Genomic DNA, 16714 nt, shown 5'->3' with positions numbered 1-16714 from the left:
GAATATATTCTTAACGGATAATCAACATCTGCTCTTCATACTTTTGTCTAATTCACGGCCTGTTTTGCAAGTTTAACGGACTTGCGTTTTGCGACCCGTTCCTTCCAGCTCTCTTGTAAAGAGCAGAGGGTGGGGACTACAACGAGGGTCAGCACTGTGGCGATACCCAGTCCGAAAATAACCGCTACAGCCATAGGCCCCCACCACTGGGAAGTTTCACTGCCCATGTCGAGACGCATGTTGATGAAGTCGAAGCTCACGCCTGTTGCCATTGGGATCAGGCCCAATACTGTGGTGATGGCGGTGAGCAGAACCGGACGGAAGCGGGTTAAACCGGCTTCGATAAGCGCTTCACGGGCATTGCGTCCCTGTTCCTTGAGTTGCTCATAGTAGTCGATGAGCACGATGGCGTTGTTGACTACTACTCCGGCAAGGGAGAGTACTCCGACCCCGGTCATGATAACCCCGAAGGCTGTTCCGGTTATCAACAGCCCGACCATAACGCCTCCGAGGGAGAGGATGACTGCGGTCAGGATGATAAACGGAGTGGCAACGGAGTTGAATTGGGTTACCAGCACGATGAAGATCAGGAACAGAGCTCCGGCAAACGCCTTTTCAAGGAATGCGGATGCCTTGGCCTGTTCTTCCTGTTCTCCAGTGAATTTATATGAATAACCGCGTGGCAGTTCTATGCCGGATACAGCTTTGTTGATGTCGGCGATTACTTCCTCGGCAAGGCGTCCTGATACATCGGCAGAAATGGTGACAACCCTTTTCTGGTCAATGCGGTTGATACCACCCAGTCCACCGCCCATGGTTACATCAGCAAGGCTGGTGATGGGGATCGGTTCGCCTTTCGGACCGGAAACAGTGATCCTGCGGATGTCCTCAAGGGAATCCCTTTCTTCTTTTGGCAGACGGGCGACAATGTCGTATTCGTCCTTTCCTTCGCGGTAGACCCCGACTTTGAAGCCGTTAATGGCGGTCTTTACTGCCTGAGCAATAGTGAAGGCGTCGAGACCCATTATGGCCGCTTTTTCTTTATCCACGTCTACACGGATTTCCGGTTTGGCCGAAATGTAGTTGTCCTTCAGGTCAACCAGTCCGGGGACGTCTTTGATAACCCGCTTGAAGGAAGCTGTGATCTCTCCCAGCTTGCGCAGGTCCTTGCCGTATATTTCCATATTGATAGCACTGCCTGTGGGCGGTCCCATCTTTTCCGCTTCAGCACGTACTTCCGCACCTCGGATGGCATGCTGAAGGCGGCCGCGGATTTCATCGGTGATTTCAGATGAAGGGCGGCTGCGGTCCTGAATATCCACGTAATCAAGCTTAACAAGACTGTAGTGGGTTCCGATTTCATCGGACTGCCCGGATTCCCCGGTGTTGGCGATGATATATTCAATGTCAGGGTAGTCGGCAGCGATTTTTTCGACCACTTTTACGAACTGGTCCGAAGCTTCGAGATTGGTTCCCACGGGAGCCTTGATCTTGACATCGGAACGCTTTGGTTCGGTCTTGGGCAGGAATTCCACACCGCGTCCGAACATGCCGAAGCTGACTGTGGAAACAATGAGGAATGCAAACGCAAAGAGTATCACCCACAGCCTGTGATCCAAAGACCATTCAAGGATGGGACGGTAGATATTCTTGAGCGTTTCCATCATACGGTCGATGATACCGGGCTTGGCATTTTCATCCATTTTGGGCACATCCTGAAACTTTGCCGAGAGCACCGGGTTGATGACCAGCGCCACGAACAGCGATGCGGAAAGGGCGATGATTACGGTGATGGGCAGGTAGCTCATGAATTCACCCATGATTCCGGGCCAGAAGACCATGGGAAAGAATGCGCCAACTGTTGTCAGGGTGGAAGCGATTACCGGCCATGCAACTTCGTCTGTGGCATCCATTGCCGCCTGAAAACGGGATTTACCCATGCCCATGTGGCGGTAGATGTTCTCTACCACAACGATCCCGTTATCCACCAGCATTCCGAGACTCAGGATCAGCGAGAAGAGGATAACCATGTTCAGGGTATAGGAGAAAATCTCCAGCACGGTGAAGGTTATCAGCATGGACAAAGGAATAGCCAGCGATACGAACAGGGCCGAGCGTCCGCCGATGAAGGCGAAGACCACGATGAGTACCAGCAGCAGCCCGGTAATGATGTTGTTCTGCAGGTCGGCAACCATCTGTCTGATTTCATCGGACTGATCCGCTGTGAGGTTAATCTTCAGGGTCGGCGGTAGGATCTGCTGCTCTTCTTTGAGAATATTTTTAACCGTATCAATGATGCGGATAATATTTTCTCCGGCTCTTTTCTTGACTTCAATGGTCACACTCTGGATTCCGTTGAAGCGGCTTTTGGAGGTCGGGTCTTTGTAGTGGTCGCGGATAGTAGCGATATCGCGCAGGTAGATGGGGCGTCCGTCCTGTTCGTAAACTACGATTTTATCGATCTCGTCCGGGTGTTTGAAGTCTTCAGGCACGCGCACGAGATATTTGGATTTACCGATTTCAACAGAGCCGCCGGGAGTGTTGACGTTGGCGTTTTTCACTGCGTTGAGCAGGTTGGCAAGGGGGATGTTATAGAAGGCAACGCGATCCATATCGAATTCCACGTGGATTTCGCGTTCAAGGCCACCAATGATTTTTGCGTCCAGCACGCCCTGTACAGATTCAATGCGGTCTTCAAGCTGCTCGGCAAAGACTTTCAGCCGTTTTAATGAGAACGGGCCTGAAAGAACCACGTTCAGAATGGGCTGTTCCGAAAGGTTAACCTCGTTGATGACCGGTTCATCCGGCAGGTCCGAAGGCAGGTCCGGCTTAGCCTGATCCACTTTGTCGCGAACTTTCTGCAAGGCATCGTCGATATCCACATCAGGGTTGAATTCAACCTTGATGATGGAAACCCCGTCATCGGAAATTGAAGAAATCTCCTTGGTTCCGGAAAGCCCTTTGAGTTTGCGCTCAATGGGCATAGTGATCAAGGTCTCCATGTCCTCAGGTGCTACACCTTCGAAATTTGTCTGTACAAAGATGTAGGGGATGGTGATATCCGGATCACTCTCGCGGGGCAGGGATGCGTAGCTTGAGATTCCGGCTATGATGATGAAAACAAGCAGTACCATTACGGTGGACTGCCTGTTTAATGCTGCCTTGTTGATAATCACTTGGTCACCACCTTTGTGCCGTCTTCAACCATGGTATGTCCTGCTGTGATCAGCTTTTCTCCGGCTTTGAGACCTTTGGTGATCTGGGCACGGTCGCCGTCGATTACGCCGATTTCAATGGTTCGAACTTGAGCCACGCCGTCTTTTTCCACGTAAATGATTCGTTCTCCGCCTTGGTTGATAATGGCGGAAAGGGGAGTGGTGACCGCGTCAGTTACAGTGCGGCGTAAGAGGGATACACGGGCCAGCATTCCGGCACGGATTTCTCCGGCTGAATTGTCGGTGATAACCTTGGTTTCAAATGTTTTGGAAAATTTATCAGCCTTGAAGGAGACGAAGTCGATTACGCCTTCCCATGTTTTACCGGGGAGTGCGTCAACGGAAACTGTAACTTTCTGGCCTTTTTTGATGTAGGAAATGTCCATTTCCGGCACGTTGATGATGGTCTTGATGGTGGAAGAGTCTACAATATCGACAACATTGGAACCAACTTCCAGACGTTCTCCGCGGTCAACGTAACGCTTGTTGACTATCCCTGCGATGGGCGCACGTACGATACCGTATTCTACATTGACCAGCATCTCTTTGAGTGATGCTTCGCTCTGTTCCAGTTCGGCCTTGATCTGGTCATATTCTTCCTGTGCAAGGACGCCTTTCTTGAGCAGTTCTTTGCGGCGGCGCAACTGTTCGGCTGCGAGTTTCTTGGCTGCCTTGGCACGGTCGAATTTTGCTCCGCTGGATGCCCCGTCAAGGCGGGCGATTAGCTGGCCTTTTTTGACATGGTCGCCTTCTTTCACGCCCAGCCAGACCACTGTACCGGCTGATTCGGAAGATACGCAGACATCCTTATCCGGTTCTGTTTCACCGGGAAGGGTCAGTATGTCTTTGATGGTTACAGGGACAACTTCAACAGTTCCGACCCGGACTGATCTTTCCGGTGCTGCAGTGTTGGCTTCGGTTTGCTTGTCGGATTCACAGCCGCAGAGAGCGAGAAGGAGGAGGCTTAGCGTAAGGGGAATCAGATATTTATTTTGCATGGTATTTTTCCTTGATGGCTTTAAGCGAGCCGAGGATGAATGTGGTGTAGTAATCGGTCATGAAGTTCAATTTTTCTTCGGATTCGATTTCTCCTTCTGGATAATGAATAATTGCCAGAAAATGATGAACGAGCACTCCGCTGGCAGCGATATGTGCCTGCTGAATGATTTTGTCATCTTCTATGGGGGCTAGAATTTCACGGATTATTGGGATTAACAGCTCTCCATCTATCTCGTCGTGGCATTTAAAAAGTTCAGGATCGCAATCTTCAGAAACATACTCTTCAAATAGCAGACGGATTTTCCTTTTCTTTATTTTTTTCGGGTCATCATATGTGCAGAGCGTTCTGAGTTCTCCGGAAACATATGCCCGGAGCCGCTCTTCGATGGTGGAATCCTCAGTGATGCCTTTCTGCCTATCCGCACCAGTCATCATCTCATCCATCCACATTTGCAGAACCTGATAGTATAGTTTGCGTTTATCTCCGAAGTGGTAGTTTATGGCTGCTACATTGGCGTCAGCCCCGGCGCAGATATCGCGTACAGTTGTAGCTTTAAAGCCTTTTTCACAGAATACCCGGCTTGCGGCTTCCAAAATCCGTTCTTTGGTGCTTTGGTCACTCATATATTTCTCCAACAATGATTAAAACGCTGTTTGAAGCCTTGTATGATTTGCTGTGCAATCAGTCAAGCAGTATTTCAAACGGTGTTTAAATTTGGTGAGTGAGTAGATCTTTAGCTTTGTCGAGGTGAAATTTTTGTGAATGGTAAGAACTGTTAAGATGTTTATTGCTGTGAGATTAACAGTTGACCTGCGGTAACTAGAAGCCTAATATCCGCAAATCTTATTTCCAGCTCTATCGCGTCATTTCATTTTTCCTCACAATATTTCCGCTTTTTATCTGAGTTGCTTTTTTTCCATTTACTTTAAAAACCGTATTGCTATGCCAAATTTTCTTTTTATTACTATGCTGGCGGCTTTTCCCGCCTTGTCGACTGATATGTATCTTCCCGCACTGCCTACCATTCAGGAGCAGTGGGGGATTTCTCTTGCCGAAGTGAATCTTTCGCTGGTGCTCTTTTTTATCCTGTTCAGTTTTTTTATGCTTATTTACGGTCCCTTATCCGACAAATTAGGCCGTAAACCCGTGCTGATAGGTGGAGTAGGAATATACGTACTCGGCAGCGTGCTTTGTGCTTTGTCTACTAACATTTGGTTTCTGGTGACTGCCCGCATTGTTCAGGCAGCAGGAGCAGCTTCGGCCTCGGCTCTGTCCATGGCACTGGCAAAGGATCTCTATACCGGTACCGAGCGTCAGAAGGTGCTGGCTTATATCGGAGTGATTATTCCCTTGTGTCCTATGCTAGCCCCCATGATGGGCAGCATGATGCTTAAGTTTTTGTCTTGGAAATGGATTTTCGGATGTCAGGCTGTACTTGCTTCCATGGCCTTTTACGGCACTCTTGTTTTCGAGGAGCCTGAATTCGAAAAGACTGAGGGCGGGATTTTAAACATGTTCTCCCGCTATCTGGTGGTGCTCAAGAATTTGGAATTCACCACGTATTGCTTTGCTTTTTCAGTCATCGCTATTGGCTTTTTCGGATTTCTGGCCGGATCGGCGGATATCTATATTCGCGGATTCGGTATGAATGAACAGCAGTACGCCATGTTCTTCGGTTTTAACGCTATCGGATTCATGACCGGATCGTTCACTTGCTCAAGGCTCTGTGTCGGCTATTCATCAATGTCCATCCTCAAGGTGTCATTGATTGGTGTTATAGTGGCCAGTATCGGTGTGCTGGCGTTGGGTGGATCGGAATATGCTTTTGCCGCGCCTATGTTTTTGATGACATTTTCCATCGGGGTCAGCAGGCCTATCAGCAACCATATGATTCTTGAAACCGTGGACCGGGATATCGGTGCGGCGTCCGCTCTTTTGACCTTCACTTATTTTATCTTCGGCGCTGTTGCCATGGAACTCATTTCTTTCGATTGGCCGTCAAAGATCCGTATTATCGGTCAGATGGGAATGATCGGTGGAGCTATCCCGCTGCTGTCTCTTCTCTTGATGGCACGACGCGCAAGATTAGTTGGGTAAGTGTCTAATAAAATGTTTTTTTACAAAGAGCCTGTGTTGATATAATCGACACAGGTTCTTTGTTTTTTGCTAAGGATATTGTAGTATGCAATCTATGTATTTATAAGTTTTTTTATTAATTGTTATTCCACATTGCTCAGAGAAAAGGGAGTTGCTAATGCGTAAGGTTTTATTTGCTTTTGTTCTTAGCTTATTTCTTTCTGGAACTGCGTTTGCTGGTCTTAGTGATATTAAAATGCCGGACCTTACGCCACAGGGGTGGATGTATATGCCGGCCGGAAGTCAACCCGGAGTTCGGTATGAGGGATATGTGAACACAAAGACTATGTATGATGTTCTGTTTATTCTTACCGAGGAGGGGGGACAGATAATTGTTAAAGCTAAAAAATTAGGTATCGTCAGCACAATGCCTGAGAGTGAAGTTCCTAACTTTATCAAAACCGTGCTTGTTAAGTAGATAATAAAAAAACTCGCGTATGGTCACATACGCGAGTTTTTGTGTTTCTTTCGGATACGATCAAGCTATTCAGGAATAGAATCAATCAATTCCAGCATTTCAAGTTCACCGTCACCTGCGGTAAGTTTTCCGATTTTTTCGATAGCTGCTTTGAAGTGATCGGAGTTGGCGTGGAAGTCGAATGCTTCCTGATCCTTGAACTTTTCAACAAAGCGAAATGCTCCGGGAGTATCAAGAACGCGGTGCAGCCTGTATTCCACTGAACCTTCTTCGGTTGCGGTGCCTTTGACCAATTCACGCAGGACTGCTTCGAGTTCCTGCTCTTTGCCTTCAGCAGCTTGCATTTTTGCGGTAAGAGTTATCATTTTTTCTCCAAGTTGAATGTTTTCGTTATGATGAATTTTCTACTAGAAGATTTTTCATTTAGTTAGATCGGTAATTTGGATGAAATGAGCTGTTTAATACTGTTTTCATCCTCAAAAATCTTCTTTAAAGTCAGAAACGAAAATCGCTTGAAGATATTTGTAGCGTAAAACTGTCGAAAAAGCATGGTCTTGCTTTTTTGAATTTTTGGAGGCGAATTATTGTGACCACTTTTTATACAAGATTTATGACCCCGTTTTGCGAAATTATTCTGGTCGGAAACGGGGATGGTTTGTCTCATTTGCATATGCAGACCGGCGAAGGTAAGCGCGTGTTTGAAATAAATCCCGATTGGTTGCGTAATGACGGATTTTTTGCAGATATACGGGGGCAGATTGAAGCTTTCTTGGCAGGTAACCTTACTGAATTCAATGTGAAGTTGAATCTGCAGGGAACTGATTTTCAAAAGCGTGTTTGGGCGGAATTAAGAAATATCCCTTGTGGTGAGACTCGATCATACAAAGATATTGCGATTGCGCTTGGAAATGAAAATGCGAGCAGGGCGGTGGGAACGGCAAATGGGAAGAATCCTGTGCCGTTGATTATTCCTTGCCACCGCGTAATCGCTGCCGACGGAAGTCTGGCAGGGTTTGCGCACGGCACCAAAATTAAGCAAAAACTATTGGATCTTGAGAACCGTGCTTAAAGTGATGATTGCTATTCTTCGAGCTCATCATCAATGCTGACTTTAGGATATTCTTTTTCCTCAGCTGGATTATTTTTCTGCATCTTCTCGATTATCTTGACGATCTGTTTATGTAACGATCTTGCAGGCTCAAGACTTGAATCGAGACGCAGGCTGAGTTCTGTGTAGTTCAGGGCACTTTCATACTCTTTTGCATAGGTATATGCACGTGCCATGTTGTAATACAGGTTGGCATCGTTGGGTGTGAATGTGCAGGCTTGATGATAGGCTTTGATAGCTCCCTGATAATCTCCGTCCTTACGGAGTTTTACTCCGAGGCGGTTAAAGGGATTTACTGCATTCGGTTCATTCTGGAGAATTTCAACGAACAGTTCTTTCACATTATCAAGCTTGTCTTGAACAGCATATATGTCAGCAGCTTTATTCAGGTAATCCTGATAATTACCCATATCGCCTTTGCCTTTATATGCATCGGCCATTCCTTTGTATGCTTCAGCATACATTTCATTGAGGGCTATTGCCTTGTTGAAGGCAATGATGGCTTTGCCGAATTTTTCCTGTGAAAGGAAATTCAATCCCTTATCAAAATATTCTTCTGCGGGGCTTTTGCCAGCTTCGGTTACTTCTTCTATTATTTCGGAAAAGCTGTCGATAGCTTCATCAAAGCTTCCGTTGGCTACAAGATCCCATGATGAATTGAGCAGTTCTTTTTCAATTTCATCGGGGCTGGCACTCATGTATGCGGCAAATACGTGGCGTTTAAGGGTCTCCATGCTGTAGGGGCGCAGCACATAGCCCCCGACTCCGGCGGCAATTGAATCCAGTACGGATTCTTTGCGCTGGTCCGGGGTGACCATTATTACGGGGAGTGAACGCATGGCGTGGCGACGCATTCTTCTGACGCAATCCGCGCCGGAGGTGTCATGCAGTGATTCATCGACAAGGGCTACATCAATTTCACCGTTTTCCAGTGCGCTTATAGCATTATCCCAAGTGGAATACACATAGATATCAGATGCACCAAGACCGACCAGAGTTAGTCTGTCGTTTGAAATGTGCTTTGAATTGTTGGAAAAGATACCGTAACGAAGATCTTCAAGCATTCCCCGCTCCTGAAGTGGTTAATTTATAAATATATTACCTTTTCGTCAGGTTTGATTCAACTGAATTCATATTATAATCACGTGATTTTTCTTTTAAGAGATTGCAGGCCCGTGCCTTACTTGACGGGCACGGGCCTGCTTTGTGCTGTATTTTTTACGGTACGCCTAGCTGAGGCTTATGGAAAGGGGAATTACATGGAGCTCCCTGCTCTTTTCCTGGGTAGCACCGAGTTTCCATGTTACGTTCTCAGGTTTGCCGACTGCTTCGCCAACTTTTTCAGCGACACCCTGAATGTTGATGATCGGGTGGCGTGAGAAAACCTGCGGCAGGCCGTATGTCAGGTTGCAGGCCAGACAACATCCCGGACGCTGATGCAATTGCAGTTCAAAATTTATTGTATTGCCGTTATCTCCGGCGTAAGTGAGGGAAATATCATAACTGCCTTCTTCTGCGTCTCCGAAAAGAGCTTCAAAAAAATCATCGGTCCTGTCTTTGGGGAAGAGGCTGGTCATCATTTCCTGATCAAAAATATCCGCATATTGAGTCATATAAAACTCCGTTCATTTGTTTCCGTTTTATTTGAGTAATCCGCCGAGTTCAATTCAATGCCTTTGAAAATGCCTTTATGTCAACTGTTTCAGGTGTTAGTGCTGATCGGATTTAATCTCTGTGGACTGTTCCAGCTATAATCTTTTCAAGGTCTTTCATTTCAAATGGTTTGCAGAGATATCCGTTAACTCCGGCTTCAAGGGCAGAGTATCTGCTTTCCTTGTTTGCGTGGGCGGAAAGGGCGATAATTGGAATGTCGCGAACATTAATGAAATTATTTGAGGTACGGATTGTCCGGGTTGCTTCCAGTCCATCCATGATGGGCATCTGGATATCCATAAGGATAGTGTCAAAAACACCTTCACTCAGAACCTCAAGGCACTGGGCTCCATTCTCCGCACAACTTACTTTGTGTCCCATTCTCTCAAGGAGTTTGCGGGCCATCATCCTGTTGACCGGCTCGTCCTCAACCAGCAGGACGTGAAGGCTGGGTGTTTCGACCGTCGAATCGAGCGGTGTGTTTTGAGCCGGTTCAGGCGGCTCTGCGATTTTTAAAGAAATTGTAAAACTGATCGAAGTGCCGCGATGCGGTGAACTTTCAATTTCGATTGTGCCGTCCATTAGCTCGATAAGTCTCTTTACAATGGCAAGCCCTAATCCTGCTCCTTTGTATCTTCTCGAAAGCGAGCCATCTACCTGAGTGAAAGAGTCGAAGATGCGTTCTTGATAATCTTCAGGTATGCCTATGCCGGTATCACTTACAGTGAAGTAAAGGCTGTTCTTTTCCTGACAGGTTCCCGGGCCTGTCCTCGTATCAACTCGTATTGCGCCGTGGTCAGTAAATTTAATGCTGTTACCGATCAGATTAAAGAGAATCTGCCTGATGCGTCCTTCGTCCCCGAAGTAATAGGACTCTGCTTCAGGATAAATGGAATATGATAATCCGACCCCTTTCCCTTCAGCTTGCGGCTTGAAAAGGTTGATGCTTTCTTCCAATAGTTTGTTGAGGGAAAATTTATCTTCAAACAGATCAAGAGTCCCCATTTCAACTTTTGAAAGATCCAGAATGTCATCAAGGACACGAAGTAGATTACGGGAAGATTGCAGGGCGACACTGATGCAGTTCCTATGCTCCTGATTCAGTTTAGTTGAGTTCATGACTTGCAGCATACCCATAACGCCGTTCAGCGGAGTTCTGATCTCGTGGCTGATGTTGGCTAGAAATTCATCCTTTGTCCTGTTGGCCTGAATTGCGGATTCTTTGGCTGCGGAAAGCTCTTTTTCGTTTTTTAATCGTTTAGTAATGTCATGAATAATTGAAATAAGCAGGGTCTTCCCGTTATGATTGAACGGACCGGAAAAGACTTCGACATCTTTAATTTCGCCGTTTTTACAGCGGTGCTGGAATATGAAGTTTGTCCGGTCAGCCTCATGCGCTTTAGCCATGTTAGATATTACTTCTGCACGAGAAAGTACGTTGATATTGAATATGTTTTTCCCTTGCAGTTCCTTATGAGAGTATCCGTAAAAATCAGTTGCTGCTTTGTTTGCATCCAGTATTTTGCCTGTCTGCGGATTGATGATGAGCATTACTGAGTGGTTGTTTTCAAAAAGCGCCCTGTATTGTTCTTCGCTTTCCCGGATTGCGGAGTCATATCTTTTTCGTTCGATTGCCAAGGCTATCTGGTGCGAACAGGCGGAAAAAAGTTGGATGTCATCTTCGGAAAAGATGTCAGAACTTTCATAGTCCTGAATAACCAGTACTCCGATAGGTGTCTCCTGTACCCGCATGGGAACTCCTATCCATATTTCAGGTATCCGGCCCATAATAGTCAAAGAACCGTTTTCAACGGATTCGGAAATTTCCTGCCGGGTTAATTGTATGATTTTGTTTTTTTGAATGGGTTGCAGGCTTAGTCTGTTGTTATTCCGGGCGTATATGTTTTGTATTGGTGGATATTTGTTAATTCCTTCATCTACACAATACGTGAATACCAGTTCTTCCAGTTCCTGATCGATGAGGGCAATGAAGAAGTTTTTTGCTTTAAGCTCCTTGAGCATTATCGCATGTATAGAACGCATCAAATTGTTCAGGTCTTTTGCTGAATTGAATTGGCAGATGATTTCGTAGAGTACTGATTGCAGGTGTTTGCTATGCGCAAGTTCCCGCTCTTTGTTAATTACTTCTGTGATGTCTTCGGCATAGATTGCTACCCTCTCAACCTCGCCGTTTTCAATTATTGGATAGTGCGAGTGGAGTATTATCCTGTCTCCCCTTACATCCTGAAATTTGATCGGCTCCCCGCTTTTAACCACGTTTTCGAACATTTGCCTCCTATGTACGGCTAGTTCTGAGGGGAGCTGATTAAAAATGTCTTTCCCCTTAAGAGCGTCAGGGGTTGTGTGAAGAATATCGGCAACTATGCGGTTGACGTGAATAACCGTTCCGTCCTTTTCAAGGAGGATAATGGACTGCGTGTTTGCATCAAGGAGTGCCTTGATGTGCTTTTCCGCTTCCATAGCCTGCTTTCGGGCTTCTCTTAGTGCTGCCTGTGGTGATTTCATCTTTGCTGGACCGTCCATGAAGACTAAATCGTTGCATAAAATTATGGAGAATTTTTATAATATGTAAAAAGTGTGTATTTTTCCATCAAAGAATAAAAAAGTGATCTCTTTTTGTCTTGGAAGCTGTTCTCAGGTCGAGGAGTTTTCAGGATGTGTTTCCCTCTTATGGTTTTCCTTTTGTATATGAGTTAGTTTATAAAAAAGTGTGCTTATGCATAAGGAGGCTGGAATGGTAAAGAATGATATTGCAGCGGGAAAAATCAGGATCGGGATAGCCAGATGTTTGTTGGGTGAAAATGTCCGTTATGACGGTTCGCATAAGTTGGATAGGTACTTAAGGGATGTATTAGGACAGTTTGTCGAGTGGGTTCCGGTCTGTCCTGAAGCGGAATGCGGTATGGGCATCCCTCGCGAAGCAGTAAGGCTGGTTGGGGAACTGGATGATCCGCGATTGTTGGGCCGTAATTCCGGTGAGGACTGGACCGGGCGCATGCAGGAATGGGGGCGCAGAAAATTAACTCTTTTGGAGAAGGAAAATCTCAGCGGTTACATTTTTAAACATGGTTCTCCATCAAATGCCATGGGCCGGATGAAGGTTTTTGGCGATGATGGGAGAATTTTTTATTCCGGCACCGGAATTTGGGCTCGCATGGTCATGGATCATTTTCCATCACTTCCCTGCGAAGATGACGGCAGACTGCATGATGCAGGAATACGTGAGAATTTTATCAATCGCATTTTTACCTTCAAGCGTTGGCGTGATGTTGTTGATGGTGGATATTCACCGTCAGAGCTGGTTGATTTTCATACCCGCCATAAAATGTTGATAATGGTTCATAATGAAGTCATTTACCGCGAAATGGGCAGGCTTGTGGCCACCGCCGGAAGTGCTGATCCCTTGTCTTTAAGTGAAGAATATGCTGCAAAGCTTTTTAAGGCCCTTACTTATCGTCCAACTGTTAAGAAGCATGTAAATGTGCTGACCCACGCATTGGGGCATTTTAAGAAAGATATATCAGCAGAAGAGAAGCAGGAAATGTTGAAATTGATTGATAGTTTTCATAAGAAACTGATTCCTTTGATTGTTCCGGTAACTATGCTTAATCATTACGTGCGTAAATATCAAAAAGACTACTTGGAACAGCAGTTCTATCTCAACCCTTACCCTGCAGAATTAATGCTGAGGAATCATGTCTGATCATCAAAGCAAGTTGATTTGTGTACTGGGAGCTACCGGATATGTTGGGGGGCGTCTTGTTCCGAAACTTTTGGATCAGGGATGGAAAGTTCGGGCAGTAGGGCGTTCTCAAGCCAAGCTGCGCACCCGTCCATACAGTTTCCATGAAAATTGTGAGTTGGCCGAGGCCGACCTTTTTGATCGGGAATCCTTGGAAAAAGCTTTGCATGGCTGTTTTGCTGTTTACTATCTTGTGCATTCCATGCAACCGGGCAGTGCAGACTTTGCCGAAAAGGACCGCGTTGCCGCGCAAAATACCGTTCATGCAGCAGAACAGGCCGGGCTGGAGAGGATTATTTATCTTGGCGGAATGGTCCCGGATGATCCGAACATCAGCCATCACCTGAAATCACGTGCCGAGGTTGGTAATATCCTTTCATCTGGAAAGGTGCCGTGTACTATTCTTAAGGCGGCTGTAATTCTCGGTTCGGGCAGTGCTTCGTTCGAGATCCTGCGTTATCTGGTGGATAGGCTTCCGGTAATGATTACACCGCGCTGGGTGCGTACCGAAAGCCAGCCGATCAGTATCCGTGATGTTATATTTTACCTTTCCGGCTGTCTGGATCATCCTGAAACAGCCGGGGAGAACTATGATATCGGTGGGCCTTTTATTGAAACATATGAAAAGTTGTTTTGTCTTTACCAGCAAGAGGCAGGATTGCGTAAACGTTTGATAATCCCGGTTCCATTTGTTTCACCGAAGTTATCTTCATATTGGCTGGGACTCGTCTCTCCTGTTCCGGTTTCTTTGGCAGTCCCGTTGGTTATGGGGTTGCGTAACCGGGTGGTCTGCAAGGATTTTCGTATCCGTGAAATTATGCCCTGTGAATTGACTGATTGTCGGACAGCCATCCGACGTGCGTTAAACAAAGTACAGCAGGAAGTTGTCGATACCTGCTGGTCCGATGCCGGAACGCTTGAAACACCGGAATGGGCCATTTGCGGCGATGCCGGATATTCCGGGGGAACAGTCTATCACTCGGCATATCGAATAAAGCTGGAAGGATATGCTGATGACCTTTGGAATAAGATCATATCCATAGGTGGTGATGAAGGTTGGTATTGCTGCAACGCCCTTTGGTCGCTTCGGGGATGGCTGGATAAGTTTGTGGGCGGGGTTGGATTGCGTCGTGGTCGAAGACATCCTTCCGAGGTCAGCGTCGGTGATGCTCTTGATTTTTGGCGGGTTCTGGATGTTCACCCCGGAAAAAGGCTGCTTCTGCTGGCGGAGATGAAATTACCCGGAGAGGCATTGCTTGAATTCAGTCTTGAGAACACCATCGTAGGTGATACCGAATTAACCATGACCGCCAGATTTCTTCCGCGCGGGCTGGGTGGAATCCTTTACTGGTGGTCAGTATACCCGTTTCATGCTGTTGTTTTTAAAGGAATGGCCCGGGCTCTTGCTGAGAAGAGCGGGTGTCGCATAATGGAAGGTCCAGAACTGGTGGAAGGTCCGGCGCCGCGGTGTCGAATTCCCGGAGGAAAGGACAGTGCTTAAAGTTGACCGCAGGAGAATAATAAAACTGAACTCAGCTGAAATGTCCGCTGGGCCTGTAATCTATTGGATGAGCCGGGAGCAGCGCGTCCGCGATAACTGGGGATTGCTTCATGCCCGGGAACTCGCCGGAGACAAGGTTCCGTTGATTGTTGTATTTTGTCTTGTTCCGTCATTCCTCGGCGCGACCATGCGTCAGTATGATTTCATGCTCAATGGATTGCAGCAGGTTGAAAATGATTTGCGGGAACTGGGTTACGATTTTGTCCTGCTCAGCGGTCAGCCAGATGAAACATTGCCCGCTTTTGTCTCCAAGATTCGTGCTGGGGCTGTGGTTACAGATTTTGATCCACTGCGAGTAAAGCAATACTGGCAGAAAAATGTCGGGCAGAAGATTGACGCCCCTTTGATTGAGGTTGATGGGCACAATGTTGTCCCGGCCCGTCTTGTGACTGACAAGCGCGAGTATGGCGCTCGTACCATAAGGCCTAAGATTCAAAGGCTGCTCCCGGAATTCTTAGAGGACTTTCCGCAACTGGATCCCGTAGATATACGTGGTGAAGGTTTTCCTGCAGTCGATTGGAAGCAGGTGCGTAGTTCCCTTGAAGTTGATGAAACAATAGGGCCTGTTGATTTGATTTCCGGTGAGGCGGCTGCTCATGCGGCTCTTGATGAATTTGTGGCGCACGGTCTGGGAGCTTATGCGGAAAAGCGGAATGATCCCAATGCCGAAGCTACGTCGCGTCTTTCAGCTTATTACCATTTCGGGCAATTGGCCCCGCAAAGGGCAGCCTTGGCTGTTGCAGCCAGACCTGCTGGAGATAGCGTGGACTCATATCTTGAAGAGCTCATTGTTCGCCGTGAACTTTCGGATAATTTTTGTTTGCACACACCTAACTATGATTCGCTTGATGCTGCGCCGGAGTGGGCATTGAAGACTTTAGCTGAGCATTCGGCAGATCGGCGGGCTTATCTGTATTCGTATGAATATTTTGAGCAGGCGCGCACCCATTCAGCATTGTGGAATGCGGCTCAGACCCAGATGGTTCATTCGGGATTCATGCATGGATACATGCGTATGTATTGGGCAAAAAAGATTTTGGAATGGTCCGCCTCAGCAGAAGAGGCTTTGAGGATTACCATTGCACTTAATGATCGCTTTGAGCTGGACGGGCGTGATCCAAATGGTTACGTGGGTGCGCTTTGGTCCATTGGAGGTCTGCATGACCGGGGATGGAAAAAGCGATCCGTGTTCGGTTCCATCCGTTATATGAATGAGCGTGGCTGTCGCCGAAAATTTGATGTTGATGCGTATATCAGAAAATGGAGCAAAGCGATTTAAGGAGTATGTACAGTTTATGCTAATATAGTATGTGCTTACTTGTTAAAGTGTAATAAAGTTTGAAATTGTAGCTGTTTATAGATGAAGAGTTTTTTTTAAAAAAATAATGTCAATACCGATATAACGTGTTAAAATTTAAGAGTCCTTAAATTTATTATTTGGAGGTTTGTTATGGCTAATATGGATTACCCCGGACCTTGTCCCAGCTGCGTAGGTATTGACGGTTGTAGCACTGAAGAATCAAAGCAGCAGGCTGTAAATCACTATTGCAAGGGCTTGGAGATGGAGCTTAATTCTTGGAAAGCACGGCTGTATGATGTACTTGCTGACGACAAGTCCGATAATCTCAAGGATCAGATCGTGCTGCTCAAGTCGACCATGAAGGAACTGGAAGCAGTTGTGGAACAGATGAAAGATATCTGCCCTACCAGTCTGGGTGAGCAGGAAAAAATGATCTCCGGCAAGCTCGAAGATCTGCGTGTTCATTATACCAAGGCAATGGAAGTTCTGGCTCCCGGATGGTTCGGTGGCTGATTTAAGTGAAATAGTTTTTTATGTAGGGCCGGTCTCTTATGGGGCCG

14 protein-coding genes are annotated in these 16714 nt (G+C 46.6%); 7 read left to right on the top strand and 7 right to left on the bottom strand.

What is annotated here, in order from left to right:
• Window positions 1-47 precede the first annotated feature (47 nt).
• The 3 genes from ACKU40_RS10865 to ACKU40_RS10855 are packed head-to-tail and all read right to left on the bottom strand — an operon-like array spanning window position 48 to window position 4838.
• On the bottom strand, window positions 48-3176 hold the full coding sequence (locus tag ACKU40_RS10865) for an efflux RND transporter permease subunit (protein ID WP_320172821.1): 3129 nt from the start codon (window positions 3174-3176) through the stop codon (window positions 48-50).
• Window positions 3173-4213, bottom strand: coding sequence for an efflux RND transporter periplasmic adaptor subunit (locus tag ACKU40_RS10860; RefSeq protein WP_320172820.1), 1041 nt, complete (start codon window positions 4211-4213; stop codon window positions 3173-3175). The genes ACKU40_RS10865 and ACKU40_RS10860 overlap by 4 nt, the downstream gene beginning before the upstream one ends.
• Entirely contained in the window at window positions 4203-4838 is a 636-nt protein-coding gene (locus ACKU40_RS10855; protein WP_320172819.1) for a TetR/AcrR family transcriptional regulator, read from the bottom strand. Before ACKU40_RS10855 ends, ACKU40_RS10860 begins: the two co-directional genes overlap by 11 nt.
• A 319-nt stretch (window positions 4839-5157) precedes the next feature.
• Between ACKU40_RS10855 and ACKU40_RS10850 the strand changes: the two genes are divergently transcribed.
• Together ACKU40_RS10850 and ACKU40_RS10845 are read left to right on the top strand one after the other, a co-directional pair.
• Entirely contained in the window at window positions 5158-6312 is a 1155-nt protein-coding gene (locus ACKU40_RS10850) for a multidrug effflux MFS transporter (protein ID WP_320172818.1), read from the top strand.
• Window positions 6313-6469: 157 nt separating this feature from the next.
• Window positions 6470-6769 carry a hypothetical protein gene (locus ACKU40_RS10845; RefSeq protein ID WP_320172817.1) on the top strand — a complete coding sequence of 100 codons (300 nt, stop codon included), beginning with the start codon at window positions 6470-6472 and terminating at the stop codon, window positions 6767-6769.
• 65 nt (window positions 6770-6834) lie between these two features.
• Here the strand turns inward: ACKU40_RS10845 and ACKU40_RS10840 are convergent, their stop codons facing one another.
• Window positions 6835-7134: a putative quinol monooxygenase gene (locus tag ACKU40_RS10840; RefSeq protein WP_320172816.1), complete on the bottom strand. Its 300-nt coding sequence runs from the start codon at window positions 7132-7134 to the stop codon at window positions 6835-6837.
• Between the two features lie 221 nt (window positions 7135-7355).
• Between ACKU40_RS10840 and ACKU40_RS10835 the strand changes: the two genes are divergently transcribed.
• A complete protein-coding gene (locus ACKU40_RS10835; protein WP_320172815.1) occupies window positions 7356-7838 on the top strand; it encodes a methylated-DNA--[protein]-cysteine S-methyltransferase in 483 nt (160 codons plus the stop codon).
• Window positions 7839-7849: 11 nt separating this feature from the next.
• Here the strand turns inward: ACKU40_RS10835 and ACKU40_RS10830 are convergent, their stop codons facing one another.
• The 3 genes from ACKU40_RS10830 to ACKU40_RS10820 form a co-directional block, all read right to left on the bottom strand.
• Entirely contained in the window at window positions 7850-8941 is a 1092-nt protein-coding gene (locus ACKU40_RS10830) for a tetratricopeptide repeat protein (RefSeq protein ID WP_320172814.1), read from the bottom strand.
• A 165-nt stretch (window positions 8942-9106) separates the two neighbouring features.
• A complete protein-coding gene (locus ACKU40_RS10825) occupies window positions 9107-9490 on the bottom strand; it encodes a pancreas/duodenum homeobox protein 1 (RefSeq protein WP_320172813.1) in 384 nt (127 codons plus the stop codon).
• A gap of 112 nt (window positions 9491-9602) precedes the next feature.
• Window positions 9603-12074 (bottom strand): PAS domain S-box protein, encoded by a 2472-nt coding sequence (locus tag ACKU40_RS10820; RefSeq protein ID WP_320172812.1) that lies wholly within the window; start codon window positions 12072-12074, stop codon window positions 9603-9605.
• A gap of 211 nt (window positions 12075-12285) precedes the next feature.
• Between ACKU40_RS10820 and ACKU40_RS10815 the strand changes: the two genes are divergently transcribed.
• The 4 genes from ACKU40_RS10815 (at window position 12286) to ACKU40_RS10800 (ending at window position 16667) form a co-directional block, all read left to right on the top strand.
• Complete coding sequence (locus ACKU40_RS10815) at window positions 12286-13254, top strand: DUF523 and DUF1722 domain-containing protein (RefSeq protein WP_320172811.1); 969 nt, start codon at window positions 12286-12288, stop codon at window positions 13252-13254.
• Window positions 13247-14794: an SDR family oxidoreductase gene (locus tag ACKU40_RS10810; RefSeq protein ID WP_320172810.1), complete on the top strand. Its 1548-nt coding sequence runs from the start codon at window positions 13247-13249 to the stop codon at window positions 14792-14794. The genes ACKU40_RS10815 and ACKU40_RS10810 overlap by 8 nt, the downstream gene beginning before the upstream one ends.
• Window positions 14787-16133 (top strand): deoxyribodipyrimidine photo-lyase, encoded by a 1347-nt coding sequence (locus ACKU40_RS10805; protein WP_320172809.1) that lies wholly within the window; start codon window positions 14787-14789, stop codon window positions 16131-16133. The genes ACKU40_RS10810 and ACKU40_RS10805 overlap by 8 nt, the downstream gene beginning before the upstream one ends.
• Window positions 16134-16304: 171 nt before the next feature.
• Window positions 16305-16667: a hypothetical protein gene (locus ACKU40_RS10800; RefSeq protein WP_320172808.1), complete on the top strand. Its 363-nt coding sequence runs from the start codon at window positions 16305-16307 to the stop codon at window positions 16665-16667.
• Window positions 16668-16714 lie beyond the last annotated feature (47 nt).

Source organism: Maridesulfovibrio sp. (assembly GCF_963666665.1).
Taxonomy (GTDB): Bacteria; Desulfobacterota; Desulfovibrionia; order Desulfovibrionales; family Desulfovibrionaceae; genus Maridesulfovibrio.
The sequence above is the reverse complement of the archived record's forward strand: the minus strand, read 5'-3'. Positions and strand labels throughout refer to the sequence as shown.

What these genes read in the sequence shown, in the direction of transcription:
- ACKU40_RS10855 (WP_320172819.1), bottom strand. Translation starts at nt 4,838, where the DNA reads ATGAGTGACCAAAGCACCAAAGAACGGATTTTGGAAGCCGCAAGCCGG.
- ACKU40_RS10860 (WP_320172820.1), bottom strand. Translation starts at nt 4,213, where the DNA reads ATGCAAAATAAATATCTGATTCCCCTTACGCTAAGCCTCCTCCTTCTC.
- ACKU40_RS10850 (WP_320172818.1), top strand. Translation starts at nt 5,158, where the DNA reads ATGCCAAATTTTCTTTTTATTACTATGCTGGCGGCTTTTCCCGCCTTG.
- ACKU40_RS10830 (WP_320172814.1), bottom strand. Translation starts at nt 8,941, where the DNA reads ATGCTTGAAGATCTTCGTTACGGTATCTTTTCCAACAATTCAAAGCAC.
- ACKU40_RS10810 (WP_320172810.1), top strand. Translation starts at nt 13,247, where the DNA reads ATGTCTGATCATCAAAGCAAGTTGATTTGTGTACTGGGAGCTACCGGA.
- ACKU40_RS10800 (WP_320172808.1), top strand. Translation starts at nt 16,305, where the DNA reads ATGGCTAATATGGATTACCCCGGACCTTGTCCCAGCTGCGTAGGTATT.
- ACKU40_RS10825 (WP_320172813.1), bottom strand. Translation starts at nt 9,490, where the DNA reads ATGACTCAATATGCGGATATTTTTGATCAGGAAATGATGACCAGCCTC.
- ACKU40_RS10820 (WP_320172812.1), bottom strand. Translation starts at nt 12,074, where the DNA reads ATGGACGGTCCAGCAAAGATGAAATCACCACAGGCAGCACTAAGAGAA.
- ACKU40_RS10840 (WP_320172816.1), bottom strand. Translation starts at nt 7,134, where the DNA reads ATGATAACTCTTACCGCAAAAATGCAAGCTGCTGAAGGCAAAGAGCAG.
- ACKU40_RS10815 (WP_320172811.1), top strand. Translation starts at nt 12,286, where the DNA reads ATGGTAAAGAATGATATTGCAGCGGGAAAAATCAGGATCGGGATAGCC.
- ACKU40_RS10845 (WP_320172817.1), top strand. Translation starts at nt 6,470, where the DNA reads ATGCGTAAGGTTTTATTTGCTTTTGTTCTTAGCTTATTTCTTTCTGGA.